Here is a 17585-nt window from a genome sequence, read left to right as displayed (position 1 = left end):
CATGTTCGATCTTGCAACAATATCGACGAAAGACGTGACGGACCGCGCCGAAGCGCTCGACGCCCGGCTCACCGATCAGCCACCTCATCAGGTTTTGGAAGCCATCCTGTCGGAGAGTTTCGAGGGCGGCCCCGCTGTCGTGTCGTCCTTCGGCACGGAGTCTGCCGTTCTGCTGCACATGGTGGCAGAGATCGACCCCAAGGTGCCGGTCCTGTTCCTCGATACGGGCATGCTCTTTCCGGAGACGCTGGCCTATCGCGATGCGTTGCAGGAGCAGATCGGCATGACCGATATCCGGATCTTCACGCCGGATCCGGAAGATGAGCGGAGGCTGGACCCCGAGGCCATGCTCTGGTCCAGCGACACGGAGGCCTGCTGCGGATTCCGCAAGGTTCTGCCGCTTGCGCGCGCTCTGGATGGGTTCGGCGTCTGGTTCAATGGCCGGAAGCGCTATCACGGCGATAGCCGCTCTGCCCTGCCCGTGGTGGAAGCCGACGGCCCGCGCATCAAGGTCAATCCGCTCGCGAACTTCACCGGCCAGGACATCCAGACCTATTTCGTTCGCCACCATCTGCCGCTTCATCCGCTGCAGGCTCTCGGCTTCTCCTCCATTGGCTGCATGCCCTGCACCAGCCGCACCCGCCCAGGAGAAGGTCCCCGTTCGGGCCGCTGGCGTGGCAGCGCCAAAACCGAATGCGGCATTCACATCCCCTCCAACTAATTACGTATTATTTATGTTATGAAAATATTGATCCATTGCAGTTATGTTTTTTGTTGACTGATTAAGTCGAGTTGCGCAGTCTATTTCTATCAACCCCCTCGGGTTATCGTGATCGGGCTGGAGCAAATCACATGCTGAAACGACTGACACTGGCACTTGCAGCGGCGACCATCGCCGTTCCGGCCTATGCCGCCGATATCTCTCTGCTGAACGTCTCGTACGATCCCACGCGTGAATTGTATGAAGCTTTCAACAAGGCGTTTGCCGCCCATTGGAAGAAGGATCACCCCGGCGATACCGTCACGATCAAGCAGTCGCATGGCGGTTCCGGAAAGCAGGCGCGGTCGGTGATCGACGGCCTCGACGCCGACGTCGTCACCCTGGCCCTCGCCTATGATGTGGACGCGATCGCCGACAAGGGTTTCCTGTCCGGCGATTGGCAGAAGCGCCTCGAAGACAATTCGGCGCCGTATACGTCCACGATCGTGTTCCTCGTTCGCAAAGGCAATCCGAAGGGCATCAAGGATTGGGATGATCTCGTGAAGGACGGCGTCTCGGTCATCACGCCCAACCCCAAGACATCCGGCGGCGCGCGCTGGAACTACCTCGCTGCATGGGCCTTCGCGAAGAAGAAGTATGGCAGCGACGAGAAGGCCCAGGACTTCGTGAAGCAGCTTCTGGAGCACGTTCCGGTGCTCGACACCGGTGCCCGGGGCTCGACCGTTACCTTCGTCGAGCGCGGCCAGGGCGACGTGTTGCTGGCCTGGGAGAACGAAGCCTATCTCTCGGTAAACGAGCTCGGTCCGGACAAGTTCGAGATCGTGACCCCCAGCCTGTCCATCCTGGCCGAGCCCACGGTCGCTGTCGTCGACAAGGTTGTCGACAAGAAGGGCACGCGCGAGATTTCGGAAGCTTATCTGAAATATCTCTACTCGCCGGAAGGCCAGGAACTCGCAGCCAAGAACTATTACCGCCCCCGCGACGAGACGGTGGCTGAAAAGTACAAGGACAAGTTCGCCAAGGTCGACCTTGTCACCATCGACGATGAATTCGGCGGCTGGCGGAAGGCCCAGAAGGACCATTTCGAAGATGGCGGGACCTTCGACAAGATCTACACGAAGTAAGAACGGATAACGGGTCGGCCAATGGCGACGACATTCATTGGCCGGCCCGCGCGCCGGCGCGAAAAAAGCGTGATCCCCGGCTTCGGGATCACGCTCGGCCTCACGATCACCTGGCTCACGCTGATCATCCTGATCCCGCTGGCCGGGCTTTTCCTGAAGACGAGCGAGCTGACGTTTGACCAGTTCCTGGCGATCGTCACCAGCACCCGCGTCCTCAATTCACTCCGGATCAGTTTCGGCATCGCTCTGGCAGCCGCCGCCACCAACGCCGTTCTGGGACTTATCGTCGTCTGGGTTCTGGTGCGCTACCGCTTTCCCGGCCGGCGCGTCTTCGACGCCATCGTCGATATTCCCTTTGCGCTGCCGACGGCTGTGGCCGGCATCGCCCTGACGTCGCTCTATGCCAGCAATGGCTGGATCGGCAGCCTCCTGGAGCCGCTCGGCATCAAGGTGTCATACACGCCGCTCGGTATCTTCGTGGCCCTGGTCTTCATCGGACTGCCCTTCGTGGTGCGCACCGTACAGCCCGTTCTGGAAGACCTCGACGGCGAGCTGGAGGAAGCGTCATCCAGCCTCGGCGCCTCACGCTTTCAGACGATCACCAGGGTTGTCCTGCCCAGCATCCTGCCCGCGCTCCTGACGGGGTTCGCGCTGGCGTTCGCACGGGCGGTCGGTGAATACGGATCGGTCATCTTCATTGCCGGCAATCTGCCGAACGTTTCAGAAGTGGCCCCGCTCCTCATCGTCATCCGCCTTGAGGAATTCCGTTACGCCGACGCCACTGCCATCGCGGTCGTGATGCTGCTGGCGTCCTTTGCCCTTCTCCTCGTCATCAATCGCCTGCAGCGCTGGTCCGAAGCGCACAGACGGCCTGCCTGAGGACCTCCATGTCGTTCACTGACGCCGCCCCTCTACCGACCGCGCTTTCCCAGCGGACCGTCGAACGCCAGGTCCCAAGGTCCGTGCGCGCCGAGCCGCCTCTGGTGCGCTGGGCCCTGATTGCGATCACGATCGGCTTCCTGTCGCTGTTCATCGTTCTGCCGCTGGTTGCCGTTTTTCAGCAGGCGCTCTCCAGAGGGTGGGACACCTACATCAGCGCGCTCACCAACGACGACGCCGCCCACGCCATCTATCTCACGCTGGTGGCCGCGGCGATCTCGCTGGTCTGCAACGTGATCTTCGGACTGTGCGCCGCCTGGGCCATCGCCAAGTTCGAATTTCCCGGCAAGAGCGTGCTGATCTCGCTGATCGACCTGCCGTTCTCCGTCTCGCCGGTCGTGGCCGGCCTCGTCTTCGTGCTGCTGTTCGGCGCGCAGGGCTTTTTCGGCAGCTGGTTCATCGAGAACGATTACAAGATCATCTTCGCCCTGCCCGGCATCGTTCTGGCCACCGTGTTCGTCACCTTTCCTTTCATCGCACGCGAACTGATCCCGTTGATGCAGGAACAGGGGACGGAAGAGGAAGAGGCCGCCATTTCACTGGGCGCGTCAGGTATCGCCACCTTCCTCAAGGTCACGCTGCCGAACATCAAATGGGCGCTGCTCTATGGTGTGCTGCTCAGCAATGCGCGGGCCATGGGCGAATTCGGCGCGGTCTCGGTGGTGTCGGGCCATATCCGCAGCCAGACCAACACGATGCCGCTGCACATCGAGATTCTCTACAACGAGTATCAGTTCGCAGCGGCGTTCGCGGTGGCTTCGCTGCTGGCGCTTCTCGCCCTCGTCACACTCGTTCTGAAAACCATCCTCGAACATCGCCTCGCGGAAGAACACCGGCAATGAAGATCGACGTCCATTCCATTTCGAAGACCTTCGGGACGTTCAAGGCGCTCGATGATGTCAGCCTCAACATCCGTTCAGGAGAGCTGATCGCCCTGCTCGGCCCATCGGGCTCCGGAAAAACCTCGCTGCTTCGCATCATCGCCGGTCTGGAATGGCCGGATGCGGGTGATATCCATTTCGACGGCGCGGACGCGCTGCGCCTCAGCGTGAAGGAGCGCGACGTCGGCTTCGTGTTCCAGCATTACGCGCTGTTTCGGCATATGGACGTGTTCGACAACATCGCCTTCGGCTTGCGCGTGCGACCGCGCCGCATTCGCAAATCGGAAGCGGAGATCAAGGCGCGGGTCGAGAAGCTGCTCGACCTCGTCCAGATCGGCTCCCTTGCCCGTCGCTATCCCACTCAGCTTTCCGGCGGCCAACGGCAGCGCGTGGCGCTGGCCCGCGCATTGGCCATCGAGCCGAAGGTACTTCTTCTCGATGAGCCGTTTGGAGCGCTCGACGCCAAGGTCCGCAAGGATCTGCGGCGCTGGCTGCGCGACCTGCACAACGAGTTGCACGTTACGTCCATCCTGGTCACGCACGATCAGGAGGAGGCGCTCGAGGTGGCCGACCGCGTTGTCGTGATGGGGCACGGAAAGATCGAGCAGGTCGGCACCCCGGCCGAGGTCTACGACACGCCGGCCACAGCCTTCGTCCACGACTTCATCGGTGAATCGGCCATCTTGCCGGTGAACATCGACACCAATGGTGCGATTCTCGTCGGCGCAGAGAAGCTTGGCCTCGATGCGCAGGGCACGCCCTCCGGCCCGGCCCGCCTTTTCGTCCGGCCGCACGACATCGAAATCCGCGCCCCGGGGGCCGGCGCCCTGACGGCCCAGGTCCGCGCCATCCGCACCTTCGGGCCCACCAACCGCGTCGACCTCGATATCCCGGTCGATGGTGGCACCGCGACGCTGGAGGCCGCCTTCACCGCCGGCCATACGCCGCGTGTGGGGGATGTCGTCGGCCTCGTCCCCGAGCGTTACCGCATCTTCGCCGGCTGAACGCTGCCCGAGGTTGACATGCGGGCGTCACGCGGGCGTCTTGATGCGCTGCGCGTGATAGCGCCCGCGACGCGGGTCCGCGCCGCAGCCTCCGGAGATTCCGTCATGCCTGACGCCAAGAACCTTGCCCGCTTTCTCGCTGTTCCGGCGGACGACGAAGATGACGCCGTGCTTCTGACCATCGAAGCGGAAGACGGCACCAATGTCAGCTTCAAGGCCAGCGCAGAGCAGGTCGAGGACATCATCGACACGCTGGACATGCTGTTCGGCGACGACGAAGATTAAGTCTTGCCTGTCGCGAGCCGCATGGCGGCTCGCATTTTCCTTAAATAGCCGAACGAAAGGACGCCCCGATGCCTCTCACCGACATGGGACGCGACCCCCTCGCCAGCAGCACGGAGCTGCGCTGGCAGATGACGGACGGCGAAAAGGCAGTGGTGATTTCCACCACTGTCGACGTCATCTACGCCATGGAGCCCGGCGCGACCGACGAACCGGTCAACCGCTTCGAGCGCTACCGCCCCCACCTCAATTCCATTGCCAGCCGGAAATTCGACGCCGGCCAGATCGAAGATGGCGGCATGGTGCGGGTCCGCCAGCCGGACCTCTACGTCGCCTAGCCGGCAGACCTCCGCGATTCTTCCTCTTTCGACTAACCCGCCTTGTCGGCTCCACCCCGCGAGCCGACATCTACGGCCTTGGTCAACCGAAAGGAACGCATCGTGAGCAGCAAACATTTTGCGCCGCCCGGGCCGCTCGGCTTCGGCGGCGCGCCGCTGGGCAATATGTTCGACGTGGTGGATGACGCCACCGCCCGATGCGCGCTGACCGCCGCCTGGGATACGGGCGTCCGCTATTTCGATACCGCGCCCCATTATGGAAGCGGGCTTTCGGAACACCGTTTCGGAGAGGTTCTGCGGCGCTTTCCGCGTGCCGATTTTACCCTCTCCACAAAAGTAGGCCGGCTGCTCCGCCCGGACGCATCCGCAGAGAACCCGCCTTTCAAGCAGGGTCTGCCGTTTCGTCCGGACTACGATTATTCCTACGATGGCACGCTGCGGTCGATCGAGGACAGCCTGCAGCGGCTCGGCATGTCGCAAATCGAAGTCGCCTTCATTCATGACATCGCCGCCGATCATCACGGTGCCGAATGGGAGGAGATGTTTGCCACCGCAATGGAGGGATCGGCCCGTGCGCTGATCCGCCTGCGCGATGAGGGCGTCATCAAGGCTTGGGGACTGGGCGTGAACCTCACGGAACCGTGCGTGCGGGCGCTTCAGGAATCGGACCCGGACGTGTTCCTGCTGGCCGGGCGCTACAGCCTGCTGAACCAGCCGGCCCTGGACGAACTTTTTCCGCTTTGCGCCCAGCGCGGCGTGCATGTGGTGGTGGGCGGGCCCTACAATTCCGGGCTGCTGGCAGGCGGTCGCACCTTCGAATATGCAGACGCGCCACCCGAAATGGTGGCCAAACGCGACCGCATCTCCGCCATCTGCGAGCGCCATGGCGTGGACATCCGCGCAGCCGCGCTGCAATTCTGCGCTGCGCATCCCGTCGTTGCCGCGATCATACCGGGCGCGAAATCGGCGCGGAAGGTCGAAGACAATGCCCGTCTGATATCCGCGCCGATACCGGGCGAACTCTGGCAGGAACTCAAGAACGAGGGAATCCTTCCCGAAGACGCCGCGGTTCCTGCCGGCTAACCGGCACGCGCGCGGGTCAATTCGGCGGAGCGGCGAGATTCAGCTCCTGAATGCACACCGCGACACTGCCCAGCAGAACGGTCTGAATGCGCTCCATCTGGGCGGCCTCCGGCTGTGGGCCGCCCATCGCCAGCATCATCAGCGTGGTGGCATCGCTCATGCTGATGCGGTCGGCCAGCTTGTTCGCCACGCACTCGCACGAGCGATCGATCAAGCCCGGCGCCAGAAAGGCGGCCCGCTGATCATCCTTCAGCTTCAAGCAAGCCGTCGTTCCGGCCTGCACAGCGGTTGCGCGGAACTGACCCGTGAGGCCCGGCGCATTGGCGTCCTGCGCGAACGCCGCCGCACTCATCATCATCAAAGCCGCACAGACGGCGCTTCCCTTGAACACTCTCATCGGCCCCATCGTTTCTCTGCGTCCGTCATCCCGCAACATCGGCAAGACAAGGCGCCTTTTTCAAGACGCGCACCCAGGCTAAAACTTCATGGCCGCCAGCATCCGGCGAGCACGGCGCGCCCTTACCATCCCGAACGGTTGCGATCCAGCAGGTCAGGCGACAGCATGCTTTTCTCGTCGAAACCGTAATAGTCACTCGCTAGATCCGGATAAGAGAATCCGTTCTTGAAATCTGCCGTCTTCGCGGAGATGTCCTGGATCTCCACATCCTGCAATTCCTTGAGCGTCGCGGAAGGATCCAGGATTTTGGTAATGGGGATCAGATGCCCAATTCCGAGCCTCTTCAATCTCTTTGCCGGGGCGCCAAGATCGAAAACGACCGGGAAGACATCGAGCCGCAAAGCCTCCGACAGAGTGAAGCTGTATGTCTCGGGCAGGATCGACGACAGAAAGAAGAGGTCTGGATTTATTCCGGTAACGATCTCTTCCAATTGATCCGTCGTGTAACGACCGTGGACGGTGACGGCCCCGGTCTTTTCCAGATCCTCGTTGCGCTCACTGGACCCCACGAGATGGAAGTGAATCCGCGCTCCGGACGTCTGGCACAAACGCGCCATCTCCAGAATAAGCTTCAACCCTTTGTGTTCCCCGAGCGTTCCCAAGAGAAGGACTTCCCGCGTGGTCCCATGACCTTCTTTGGCTCGCGTGATGTGCCTTGAGATGCGCGGCTCGGCATGCGGCCGTACGAGGAAGCGCAGTTTGGGGAAGTAACGCCCCATTCTGTCCGCGACGTCCTGATCCGGAACGTAGATGTTGCGGCTGCTCTCCAGAAAACGCAGATGGCGTAATCTCCAATCGAAGACATTGACTCGCCCGAACGGCGATGAATCCCGGCTGATGCAGCTTTCACAGAAGCTCCGGGGCGGCTCTCCGCAGAACAGGCCGCTGCCATCGAACAAATGCACACGCGGACACACCGTCATGTAGTCATGAAGGGTCACATCGAAGGTCAGCCGCAGCGTCTGGAACACCGCCAAGAAGAAATCCGTGGCAATGGCACTGAATCCAGCAAGATGCTGAACATGGACATGATTTATTCCGAGTTCCCGGAGAACGATCCCGAAACGCTCGAAATCATATCGGACGTCGAAACCTTGGATATTCACAATCTCCGGCGTCCCGCTGTCCTCGATTGAGAACTCGACGTCATGGCGATGTGTCGGGCAGCACAGATAAACTTTGAAGCCTTGGCGTTCGAGTTCAGCCGCATGGTTCCGCACATGCTGCTCCGTGCCCCCTCCCCAATTGTGGGCGATCAGCAAAATGTTGCGTCCTGCGACAGATCCCAATTTTAGCCGTGCGACGTCGATCCTCTCTCTGACCACCGCCGCGGGGTCATCGCGGATGTGCTCGTCCACAGCGGGGAAGTAGAAGGGATGCAGTTCGTCCATCACGCGGCAGGCCTGTTCGATCCGGTCACGCTTCTCGGCGCCGAACGACGTGCCCCCGTAATGCCGAACGAAAACATCGGCCGCGAGAACGTTGCGATACCCCGCGGCGGCAGCGCGGCAACAAAGATCGTTCTCTTCTCCGTAGCCCTTCCCAAAACGGGCATAGTCGAACATTCCAACATGGTTCAGCACGCTTCTCTTGATCAGCATGCAGAAGCCAACTCCTGTCGGGAGATCTATCAGCTCCCCACGATTGACTTCGGCGCATAAGAGATCGAGCCGTTGATCCGATATTCCGAGATCAGCCACATTGTCGGATATATTGCGCGGGTAGCTGCAAATCTCCGCATTGCTCGAAAAAGGCGTCACCGTTCCTATCCGAGGCTCGCGGTATGCCGCCTCATACATCCGGTCCAGCCAATCGTTGTGGACTTCCGTGTCGGAGTTCAGCAACAGAACGTCTCGCTCGGGATGGAGCGACATGGCAAGGTTGCACGCCTGCACGAAACCAAGGTTTTCCCCAGCGTCGACAAGCTCGAAGGAGAAGCGTCCGGCCAGTTCCCGAAGCGCGTTTCTCAAATCCGGATCCGGGCCGTGGTCGTCCACGACGACAAGCCGGAAAGGCGTTCGCTGGACGGCTGCCAACACGCTGTAGACGCAGCGCAGCGTCTCGTCATACCCCTTGTAGACAGGCACGATCACGTCGATGAGCGGCGCCTCGGACGATCGATAAATTGCGCTTAACTGGTCCCACTCTCCGGCGGAGGGCGCTTGCGGTGGCGGAATTTGCGAAACCGGCACATCGAAGAATCGCTTTGGGCTCGCGATGGTCACAGTGCGACCCTTTTCCCTCGGATCCATCGACTGGCAGATCTGAAGGCTCGGGCGAATGCGCGCAGCGGCCGCGTAAATCGCCAGGATGAGGATCTCTCGATTTTCGACAAGCGAAATCGGAGATCTTCGAGTTCGCCGAGCGAGCCCGCATTATGCGTATCCTCCTCCCTTAGATGTTTCTCACGTTCACCCTGCAATTTCTGGAGGAGGTATTCTCTTATTTGAAATCGCTCGATGTCCTGCCGCGCGATTTCGTCTCCGCTTAAGCCAAGGTTCAGCAGAAGCCGAAGAAGAAGCTCGGGCCTTCGATCAAAAGGCGTCAGATCGCCAGAACGTGGCGCTTCCTGAAGGGCGCAGATGAGATCGCCTGTCGAGGCGACAGGCTTCAGCACAATTCCTGCGGTGACCGAGGGGGCATCGCGGCCTTTCGGAAGCGCGAGAAGGAACGTTTCCGTCGCGACCCCGAACATATTACCAGCGTTCGACTTGATGTTGCGTGGATTGAACGCGTCAGCCTGAACAATATAGGTCTCGTAAGGATATGATCTCAGTTGATCTCTGGCCGCGATCGCGCGTTGAACATCATCGATCTCGATAGAGATTACCGGGTTCTGCATTCCGATGATTTGAGACGCGCCTGAAATAATTGCGCATTCGTCTCCTCGAGCGCGAATTTTCAGAAGAGAACATTCCGTTACGTCCAAATCATCGACACGGATGACAGGAATCCCATCGTCTTCGGACACGCTCTGCGTGTGTCCCTTCGGTGAAACGACGTCAGGCCTGCCCCAGGCCGCAGGGCTGTGGACCACCACATTCTCGGTTGAATTGTTCTGCACATTCGCAGCGAGAAGGGCTGACAGGATCTCACGCGTTTCGATCGAGACAACGCGCCCGCTGCGTCCCAGCGCTTCCGCAAATGCGAGGGTGTGCACGCCGATATTCGCGCCGACTTCCACGACGGTGCTTCCGGGCCGAACGAATTGCAAAAGAAAGGCGAGCTCGTTCTCGGCCCACTCACCGTAATGTTCGAGCGACCTCCCGACGGTGTCATCGTTTTGGGGGAAGAACAATCGTCCGTGCTTGGACCGGCATATGGCGATGTCGCCCCCCTTCAGAGCGGGGAGAAGAACCTGACCGTTAGGCGGCGTTACAGGGCCGGAAAGACCTTGCGTAAGACCTCCTTTTGCGAGCACCCTACGATCCCCTCAACCATAGCGAGAAGATATACACCCAAACCCACTGCGATCAAGGAGGACCGTTCACAGCCTTAGAACACTATCGTTGGAAGTTCTCATAATAAATCGACTGGCGAATTGGATAATTAATCCAATGACTTATCCAGGAAACAAGATCTCTATAGGTAACATATCTGCCGAGCAATTGACGCTGGAAACAAGCGGCTCTGGGATCGAGATCGACATCGCACAACCTTCGAGTGTGCATCATCTCCACATCGTGGCCGGGCCGGCGTCGTCCGTGAAGATCGGGCAGAATTGCGTGCTCGGGTCGCTCTTCGTCTATGCCAGCGCCAATACGCAAGTCGTCATCGGAGCAAATGTGGGATTCAATGGTTGTGTGCGGCTCCTGCTCCACGAGCCCAAGGCCATCCATATCGGCGAAGGGTCTCTTTTTGCCGGCGGGATCGATGTTACCGTCAGTGACATGCACCCGATCTTTGATCTCGACACCGGTGAGCGTCTGAACAAAGCGAAAGACGTCATCATCGGCAAGCATGTGTGGATCGGCCAGCACAGCCAGATCCTGAAAGGGGCGGAGATTGGAGACGGATCGGTCATTGGAGCCGGATCCATCGTTACCGGTAAGATCCCCGCGAACCGGATGGCCGCTGGAAGCCCGGCTCGAATCATCGGTTCCCGTCGGGTCAGATGGGAGCACGTCTTGAGGGATTAGCCGGAGGCGGGACGCCGAAAGCCCCCGCGAATAATAGGGCTAAACGCTATCAGCCTCAGGGAGCGGGAGGCGTGGTGCCCAGGGACGGAATTGAACCGCCGACACTGCGATTTTCAGTCGCATGCTCTACCAACTGAGCTACCTGGGCATCGAAGCAGGGCACTGCCCGTTCGAGTGGCGCGGTTATAGAAAGCCGAATGCCGGCTGTCCAGCCGCTATTTGTCATCTTTCTGCGATGTGGATATCGCGTCGGGCGGCGCTTCGTCGGTCTCGATGCGGTAGACACCGCCAAGCCAGCGGTGCAGGTCCACGTCGGCGCAACGCTTGGAGCAGAAGGGGCGGGATTCCGGCATCGCCGGCTTGCCGCAGATCGGACACGGCCTGGCGCCCTCCGCAGCGCTCACGCCACACCTTCCAGCGGATTGCGCCATCCCTGGTGCACCTGCAGCCCTTCGCCCTGCAACAGGCTCAGCGTCTCGTACAGCGGCAGCCCGACGACAGCCGAATAGGAGCCGACCAGCTTCACCACGAAGCTGCCTGCGATGCCTTGGATCGCGTAGCCGCCGGCCTTGCCGTGCCATTCGCGCGAGGCGATGTAGCTGTCGATCTCGCCACGGGACAGATGTTTGAAGCGCACGCGCGTTTCCACCACCCGGCTGCGCTCCTTGCCACGGGGCGTGATCATACACAGGCCGGTATAGACGCGATGCGCACGGCCCGAGAGCAGACCCAGACATTCCTCGACATCTTCCAGCGTCTCAGCCTTGGGCATGATGCGGCGGCCGACCGCCACCACCGTGTCGGCGGCCAGGTAGAAGGCACCCTTCAACGCTTCATCCTGCTCGCCGATCGCGCGCGATGCCTTGGCCTTCTCCTCGGCCAGCCGCTGGGCCAGCACGCGCGGGCGTTCGAACCGGCCCGGCTCTTCATCCAGGCTGGCGGGCAACAGCGCGTCCGGCCGCAGGCCGATCTGCTCCAGCAGAGCGAGGCGGCGCGGCGATGCAGAGGCGAGAACAAGCTTGGGACGGCCGGTCATGTCGGCGCTCGAAGAAACGGACAGCGCGAGGGCGCGGTCACTTGAAGCGGTAGGTGATGCGGCCCTTCGTGAGATCGTACGGCGTCATCTCCACAAGGACACGGTCGCCGGCCAGAACCCGAATGCGGTTCTTGCGCATGCGCCCGGCGGTGTGGGCGACGATCTCGTGCTCGTTCTCGAGCCTCACGCGGAACATCGCATTCGGCAGGAGCTCGGACACCACGCCCGGGAATTCGAGCATTTCTTCTTTATTCGACATGAACACCTACGTTCGAAGGCGCCTGCTGCGACGAGCGGCGCCAGCTTCTGGACAATTGGATAACGCACCCGAACCATGCGGCCGGATCACACCCTTCATGGAAGGCGCGAAACCTAGCCAAAGCCGGACATTTTCACAATGTCCGATCGCCACCGTCCCGATGAAGACAATCTCCATATGGGATTTGATCGCAATACGCGGAAGGGTTCGCCGCGTTATTGATCCCAATTCAACGACACGAGAAGCGTGAACAGACGCCGCGCCGTATCGAAATCCATGGAGATCTTGCCGGACAGACGCTCCGTGAGAATGGTGGCCGATTCGTTGTGCAGACCGCGCCGGCCCATATCGATTGCCTCGATCTGAGAGGCGGACGCGGTGCGGATGGCAGCATAATGGCGCTGGCAGATCGTGAGGTAGTCCGTCACCATCCGGCGAAAAGGCCCGAGCGCCAGCAGATGCGTGACGATCTCGCGCCCGTCTTCACCCGAGACCGCGAACACCAGGCAATTGTTCGCCACCAGAAGGCGAAGCCGATAAGGACCGTCATCCCGCCCGATGGCGGCGAAGCTGTTCTCTTCGAGAAGATCGTAGATGGCGACTTCGCATTCGTGCTCGGCTTCGGCGCTGGCTGCGCCAAGGGACGCCTCGTCGATATCGACCGCGATCAGCCGGTTGCGGGCAGGCCCCTGCGAGGTGCTGCCCTCACCCATCAGGCGTCCTCGCGCAACCGGATCTCGACGGAACGCGCGTGGCCCTGCAAGCCCTCCGTTTCGGCCAGACGCACCGCAGCCGCGCCGATCTTGCGAAGCGAGGCCCGATCGCATTTCAGGATCGAGGTGCGCTTGACGAAATCGAGCACGGACAACCCCGACGAGAAGCGCGCGGAACGTGCGGTCGGCAGAACATGGTTCGAGCCGCCAACGTAATCGCCAATCGCTTCCGGCGTGTGGGAGCCAAGGAAGATGGCGCCGGCATTGCGCACCTTCGCCGCCAGGGCATCGGCATCCGGCGTCTCGATCTCGAGATGCTCGGGCGCCAGACGATCGACTAGCGGCACGCAGGCATCGAGCTCCGGCACCAGGATGATGGCGCCGTGATCGGCCCAGCTCGCGCCCGCAATGTTGCCGCGCGGGAGAACCGCGAGCTGGCGCGACACAGCTGCCTCGACCGAGGCCGCGAGCTTCGGCGAATCCGTGATGAGAATGGCCTGCGCAGCGGCGTCGTGCTCGGCCTGCGCCAGAAGATCGGCCGCCACCCATTCCGGGTCCGCCGCACCGTCAGCCACGATGACCACTTCGGAGGGACCGGCGATCATGTCGATGCCGACGGCCCCGAAAACCTGCCGCTTCGCGGCCGCAACATAGGCATTGCCGGGCCCGACGATCTTGGCGACCGGACGGATCGTGTCCGTGCCGTAGGCTAGAGCCGCCACCGCCTGCGCGCCGCCGATGCGGTAGACCTCGTCGACGCCCGAAAGGCGCGCGGCCGCCAGCACAAGCGGGTTGAGCTTCCCGTCCGGCGTGGGCACCACCATGACCAGGCGGGGCACGCCCGCCACCTTGGCCGGCACCGCGTTCATCAGTACGGAAGATGGATAGGCCGCCGTGCCGCCCGGCACGTAAAGGCCTGCGGCCTCGACCGCCGTCCAGCGATGGCCGAGCTGCACGCCGATCTCGTCGGTATAGAGCTCGTCCATCGGCATCTGGCGGGCGTGATGGCTCTGGATACGATCGCGGGCGAGTTCGAGGGCCGCCATGGTCTCGGCATCGATCTCGGCACACGCCGCGTCGATCTCGGCCTCACCGATGCGCAACGCCGCCGGGCTCACGTCGAAGCGGTCGAAACGGGCCGTGTAGTCGCACAAGGCCGCATCGCCCCGCGCACGCACCTCCGAGATGATCTCCCTTACCGCGTTGTCGACATCCTCGGCACTCTCGCGCTTGGCGCCGAGCAGCACCGAAAAACGCGCCTCGAAATCCGACGCGCCGGCATCCAGCAAAACGGCCATGGTTCAGGCGACCTCGGATTGGGACTGGTTTTCGACTTCGGGATGGGATGGGCAGCAGGTGCAGGTCCAGGTCGGCCCCAGATCCTTGAACGCAGCCTCGACGCATTCGACATCGAGCTTTACGCAACCGCCATTCAGAAACAGCATATGAACCGAGCCGGCCGGCGCTTCGCCGGGATCGAACGCCAGAGCGAGAAGAGTAAGCGGCGCCTCCTTGTTCTCAAGGTCGAGACCCCGAGAGCGCACGGATGTGACGCCTTCGAAATGCACCGCAGTGCGGCGGCGCCGATTGGTTTTCTCCGTCGCGGAGGCTTCCCAATCGAAGCGATCAGCCGCAAAGGCGAACCGCCGTTCGCGCGGCAGGAAAACAAGATCTCCGACCTTGAGCTCGGCATCCTGCAGATGCACGGAGAGGACCTTGAGATCCTCCGCGTCGAAGGCGAGAAGTTTGAGAGGTGCGTCGGACATTTCGCTGCCGCCTGATGGGTTTTCCCTGATCTAGGGGCCGCCCTTGTGGAGTGCAATGCTCTACGTGCTTATCCGGAGAGCCGGCGGTGCTCAGCCGCTGATGCGCTCGATGCGAGCACCGCACCGCGACAATTTCTGTTCCAGCCGCTCAAAACCGCGATCGAGATGATAGATGCGGTTGACGATGGTTTCGCCCTCGGCCGCCAAGCCGGCAATGACGAGCGAGACGGACGCGCGAAGGTCGGTCGCCATCACCGGCGCGCCCTTGAGGCGTTCGACGCCCTCCACGAAGGCGGTGTCGCCATCGAGCCGGATGCGGGCGCCGAGGCGCGCCAATTCCTGCACATGCATGAACCGGTTCTCGAAGATCGTCTCGCGGATGCGGGACGTACCCTGTGCCCGGGTCGCGAGCGCCATGAACTGGGCCTGCAAGTCTGTCGGAAACCCCGGAAAGGCTTCCGTGGTCACCTCGACCGCACGCAGGCCATTGCCGTTGCGGGCCACACGAATGCCGTTCGGAAGGGCCTCGATCTCGGCCCCTGCCTCACGCATGGAATCGAGCGCGCTGTCCAACAGATCGCTGCGCGTGCCCTGCAAGACGACATCGCCGCCGGCCATTGCCACGGCCAGCGCGAACGTGCCCGTCTCGATCCGATCCGGAATGACACGGTGGGTGGCGCCATGCAGGCTTGTCACGCCCGTCACCGTCAGCGTCGAGGTGCCGATCCCTTCGATCTTCGCGCCCATCTTCACGAGCAGTTCCGCGAGATCCGTGACTTCCGGCTCGCGCGCCGCGTTGCGGATGATCGTCTCGCCATCGGCCAGACTTGCTGCCATCAGCGCCGTGTGCGTCGCGCCGACCGACACCTTGGGAAAATCGATCTCGCCACCCTTGAGGCCATGGCGCGCGGTCGCGACCACATAGCCGGCTTCGATCTCGATCTGGGCGCCCAGGGCTTCCAGCACGTTCAGGAGGAAATCGACCGGCCGCGTACCGATCGCGCAGCCGCCCGGCAGCGAAACCTTGGCGTGCCCCATCCTCGCCACCAGCGGGCCGACCACCCAGAAGCTCGCGCGCATGGTGGAAACGAGATCGTAGGGTGCCGTGGTGTCGACGATGGTCTTGGCGTTCAGCGTCAGCGTCTCGCCATCGTCCTCGGTCTCGCCGTGGCGGCGGCCACGCACCGCGATGTCCACGCCGTGGTTGGACAGGATGCGCTTCAATTGGTGCACGTCGGCCAGGCGCGGAACGTTTTCGAGAACGATCGTGTCCTCGGTCAGGAGGCTCGCGATCATCAACGGCAGAGCCGCGTTCTTCGCGCCCGAAATCGGGATCGTGCCTTCGAGCGGGGCGCCGCCAAGAATGCGGATGCGGTCCATGTAACGAAACCTCGGAAATCGGCGGCGGCTCGGGAAGCCGTCCGATGTATCGGAAGCCTTCCCCGGAAACAAGCGGCGGCCGGATATCAGCCCTTGTCGGTCTCAGACGGGGGTGATGCCGGGGTGTTTTCCGTGCGGCGGCCACGCGCCTGCTGCTTGCGGCGCTTCAAATTCTCCCGCAGCGACGCTGCAAGGCGCTCCGCCCGGGCAGCCTGCTCGGGAGACAGGGTTTGAGACTTCGTCATCGCATGAACAAACAGAACCTGCTGGAAATTGGCAAGCACGGTTGCGCGACGATAGAGCTTGTGGCAGTTATCCGCCCGCGCCGCCCCCGCCGCTTCGCGAGGGCCATCAAACGCGCCATCGGCCGCAGTAGCTCAGTGGTAGAGCACACCATTGGTAATGGTGAGGTCGGGAGTTCAATCCTCCCCTGCGGCACCATGCTTTACTCATCCAAGATACGAGCTTCGCCCTCTTTCGGACATCCGGATGAGGTGTTCTCGAAGCCACTGTCTTCCCGGACGTAGTCCGTCGGATGAAGATGAACCCGAAGCAGGCGGTTGCGCAGCCGGATGAGGCGTTTCTACGAGTTTCTTCTGAACGCTCTGAAGCCGCGCCCTGCCCGCCGCGTGGTTTATACCTGCATGTTCGGGTATTCGGAGGCATTCGCGGACCACGAAACCTGCGACGACGGCAAGACCGATTACCTTTGCTTCACCGACGATCGCAGCCTGACATCCACGCGCTGGAAATTCATTTTCGTGGATCCCGTGGACCTCGGACCCGTTCGGACCGCGAAGATGATCAAGATCATGCCCCACCGATTTGTGGGCGCCTATGCGAGCAGCCTCTACATCGACAACACGGTGCAATTGATCGCATCACCCGACGAGATCTGGAGCCATTTGAGGCCAGACGGCAGCCCGCTCGTTTGCTTCCACCATCCGTGGTGGAATTGCATCTACACGGAAGCCGAAAAGATCATCGAACTGAATTACGCCGATCCTGACGTCGTAAATGCTCAGATCGGCGAATATCGTGCGGCCGGCTTTCCAGTCGAGGGTGGCCTGTCGCACAACGCGATTCTTTTGAGAAGGCATAAGGATCGACGTCTCAGGATGATATCAGAGGCATGGTGGGCGCAGATCCTGCGCTATTCCTATCGGGACCAATTGTCCCTGCCCTATGTCATGTGGAGACAGGGCTTCTCGGCGGATCATTTTCCGGGCCTCTCGGTGGACGGAAATCTCGTGAAATGGCCGGTTTTCTCAGGCCCGCGTATTCCGCGCGGCTTCAATGACGAAGTCTATCTCGCATTGCATGAGGATGTCCGCACGAGCGGCATGAATCCGAGAGAGCATTACCTGAAATGGGGACTCGCCGAAGGCAGGAGGTGGCAATAAAGCCTGCCCGCCTTCGGAGGTCCGTAATCCGCGAGATGTCGGCCGTCTGGATCGAGCGGC

21 protein-coding genes and 2 tRNA genes are annotated in these 17585 nt (G+C 61.7%); 11 read left to right on the top strand and 12 right to left on the bottom strand.

The features are described from left to right. Window position 1: 1 nt before the first annotated feature. The 8 genes from ACQ6S1_RS14135 to ACQ6S1_RS14100 all read left to right on the top strand — a co-directional run bounded on the left by ACQ6S1_RS14135 (window position 2) and on the right by ACQ6S1_RS14100 (window position 6372). Window positions 2-721 carry a phosphoadenylyl-sulfate reductase gene (locus ACQ6S1_RS14135; protein WP_445041847.1) on the top strand — a complete coding sequence of 240 codons (720 nt, stop codon included), beginning with the start codon at window positions 2-4 and terminating at the stop codon, window positions 719-721. A 131-nt stretch (window positions 722-852) separates the two neighbouring features. Further along, window positions 853-1845, top strand: coding sequence for a sulfate ABC transporter substrate-binding protein (locus tag ACQ6S1_RS14130; RefSeq protein WP_445041846.1), 993 nt, complete (start codon window positions 853-855; stop codon window positions 1843-1845). Window positions 1846-1866: 21 nt separating this feature from the next. Further along, a complete protein-coding gene (cysT, locus tag ACQ6S1_RS14125) occupies window positions 1867-2724 on the top strand; it encodes a sulfate ABC transporter permease subunit CysT (RefSeq protein ID WP_445041845.1) in 858 nt (285 codons plus the stop codon). 8 nt (window positions 2725-2732) lie between these two features. Next, window positions 2733-3626 carry a sulfate ABC transporter permease subunit CysW gene (cysW, locus tag ACQ6S1_RS14120; RefSeq protein WP_445041844.1) on the top strand — a complete coding sequence of 298 codons (894 nt, stop codon included), beginning with the start codon at window positions 2733-2735 and terminating at the stop codon, window positions 3624-3626. Continuing rightward, window positions 3623-4669 (top strand): sulfate/molybdate ABC transporter ATP-binding protein, encoded by a 1047-nt coding sequence (locus ACQ6S1_RS14115; protein ID WP_445041843.1) that lies wholly within the window; start codon window positions 3623-3625, stop codon window positions 4667-4669. Before cysW ends, ACQ6S1_RS14115 begins: the two co-directional genes overlap by 4 nt. 105 nt (window positions 4670-4774) lie before the next feature. Beyond that, the gene (locus ACQ6S1_RS14110) at window positions 4775-4954 is read left to right on the top strand and encodes a hypothetical protein (protein ID WP_445041842.1); all 180 of its coding nucleotides are present in this window, start codon (window positions 4775-4777) and stop codon (window positions 4952-4954) included. Between the two features lie 68 nt (window positions 4955-5022). Next, window positions 5023-5289, top strand: a complete 267-nt coding sequence (locus tag ACQ6S1_RS14105) for a hypothetical protein (protein ID WP_445041841.1) — start codon at window positions 5023-5025, stop codon at window positions 5287-5289. A 102-nt stretch (window positions 5290-5391) separates the two neighbouring features. Next, entirely contained in the window at window positions 5392-6372 is a 981-nt protein-coding gene (locus ACQ6S1_RS14100) for an aldo/keto reductase (protein WP_445041840.1), read from the top strand. Between the two features lie 16 nt (window positions 6373-6388). On the opposite strand, the gene ACQ6S1_RS14095 is transcribed toward ACQ6S1_RS14100, so the two are convergent. The 3 genes from ACQ6S1_RS14095 to ACQ6S1_RS14085 all read right to left on the bottom strand — a co-directional run bounded on the left by ACQ6S1_RS14095 (window position 6389) and on the right by ACQ6S1_RS14085 (window position 10250). Continuing rightward, complete coding sequence (locus ACQ6S1_RS14095; RefSeq protein ID WP_445041839.1) at window positions 6389-6769, bottom strand: hypothetical protein; 381 nt, start codon at window positions 6767-6769, stop codon at window positions 6389-6391. Between the two features lie 122 nt (window positions 6770-6891). Next, complete coding sequence (locus ACQ6S1_RS14090; RefSeq protein WP_445041838.1) at window positions 6892-9054, bottom strand: glycosyltransferase; 2163 nt, start codon at window positions 9052-9054, stop codon at window positions 6892-6894. Further along, the gene (locus ACQ6S1_RS14085; protein ID WP_445041837.1) at window positions 9051-10250 is read right to left on the bottom strand and encodes an FkbM family methyltransferase; all 1200 of its coding nucleotides are present in this window, start codon (window positions 10248-10250) and stop codon (window positions 9051-9053) included. Before ACQ6S1_RS14085 ends, ACQ6S1_RS14090 begins: the two co-directional genes overlap by 4 nt. A gap of 136 nt (window positions 10251-10386) precedes the next feature. Here ACQ6S1_RS14085 and ACQ6S1_RS14080 point away from each other — a divergent pair, with 136 nt between their 5' ends. Further along, a complete protein-coding gene (locus ACQ6S1_RS14080) occupies window positions 10387-10968 on the top strand; it encodes an acyltransferase (RefSeq protein WP_445041836.1) in 582 nt (193 codons plus the stop codon). A gap of 72 nt (window positions 10969-11040) precedes the next feature. On the opposite strand, the gene ACQ6S1_RS14075 is transcribed toward ACQ6S1_RS14080, so the two are convergent. From ACQ6S1_RS14075 to ACQ6S1_RS14035, 9 genes are all read right to left on the bottom strand, one after another. Further along, window positions 11041-11116, bottom strand: a tRNA-Phe gene (locus tag ACQ6S1_RS14075). Between the two features lie 67 nt (window positions 11117-11183). After that, window positions 11184-11399 carry a DNA gyrase inhibitor YacG gene (locus ACQ6S1_RS14070; RefSeq protein WP_445041835.1) on the bottom strand — a complete coding sequence of 72 codons (216 nt, stop codon included), beginning with the start codon at window positions 11397-11399 and terminating at the stop codon, window positions 11184-11186. Next, window positions 11369-12004, bottom strand: a complete 636-nt coding sequence (locus tag ACQ6S1_RS14065; protein ID WP_445041834.1) for a Maf family nucleotide pyrophosphatase — start codon at window positions 12002-12004, stop codon at window positions 11369-11371. Before ACQ6S1_RS14065 ends, ACQ6S1_RS14070 begins: the two co-directional genes overlap by 31 nt. A 37-nt stretch (window positions 12005-12041) precedes the next feature. Further along, window positions 12042-12263: a translation initiation factor IF-1 gene (gene infA / locus ACQ6S1_RS14060; RefSeq protein ID WP_445041833.1), complete on the bottom strand. Its 222-nt coding sequence runs from the start codon at window positions 12261-12263 to the stop codon at window positions 12042-12044. A 215-nt stretch (window positions 12264-12478) separates the two neighbouring features. Further along, on the bottom strand, window positions 12479-12976 hold the full coding sequence (locus tag ACQ6S1_RS14055) for a UPF0262 family protein (protein WP_445041832.1): 498 nt from the start codon (window positions 12974-12976) through the stop codon (window positions 12479-12481). Further along, window positions 12976-14274, bottom strand: a complete 1299-nt coding sequence (gene hisD / locus ACQ6S1_RS14050; protein WP_445041831.1) for a histidinol dehydrogenase — start codon at window positions 14272-14274, stop codon at window positions 12976-12978. Before hisD ends, ACQ6S1_RS14055 begins: the two co-directional genes overlap by 1 nt. Window positions 14275-14277: 3 nt before the next feature. Next, entirely contained in the window at window positions 14278-14742 is a 465-nt protein-coding gene (locus ACQ6S1_RS14045) for a DUF2948 family protein (RefSeq protein ID WP_445041830.1), read from the bottom strand. A gap of 90 nt (window positions 14743-14832) precedes the next feature. Next, window positions 14833-16122 carry a UDP-N-acetylglucosamine 1-carboxyvinyltransferase gene (murA, locus tag ACQ6S1_RS14040; protein WP_445041829.1) on the bottom strand — a complete coding sequence of 430 codons (1290 nt, stop codon included), beginning with the start codon at window positions 16120-16122 and terminating at the stop codon, window positions 14833-14835. Between the two features lie 86 nt (window positions 16123-16208). Then, window positions 16209-16367: a hypothetical protein gene (locus ACQ6S1_RS14035; RefSeq protein WP_445041828.1), complete on the bottom strand. Its 159-nt coding sequence runs from the start codon at window positions 16365-16367 to the stop codon at window positions 16209-16211. Between the two features lie 121 nt (window positions 16368-16488). Between ACQ6S1_RS14035 and ACQ6S1_RS14030 the strand changes: the two genes are divergently transcribed. Then, a tRNA-Thr gene (locus ACQ6S1_RS14030) sits at window positions 16489-16563 on the top strand. A 131-nt stretch (window positions 16564-16694) separates the two neighbouring features. Further along, the gene (locus ACQ6S1_RS14025; RefSeq protein ID WP_445041827.1) at window positions 16695-17525 is read left to right on the top strand and encodes a glycosyltransferase domain-containing protein; all 831 of its coding nucleotides are present in this window, start codon (window positions 16695-16697) and stop codon (window positions 17523-17525) included. Window positions 17526-17585: the final 60 nt, after the last annotated feature.

The organism is Terrihabitans aquatilis (assembly GCF_052542005.1).
This window is presented reverse-complemented; position numbering and strand designations above follow the sequence as displayed.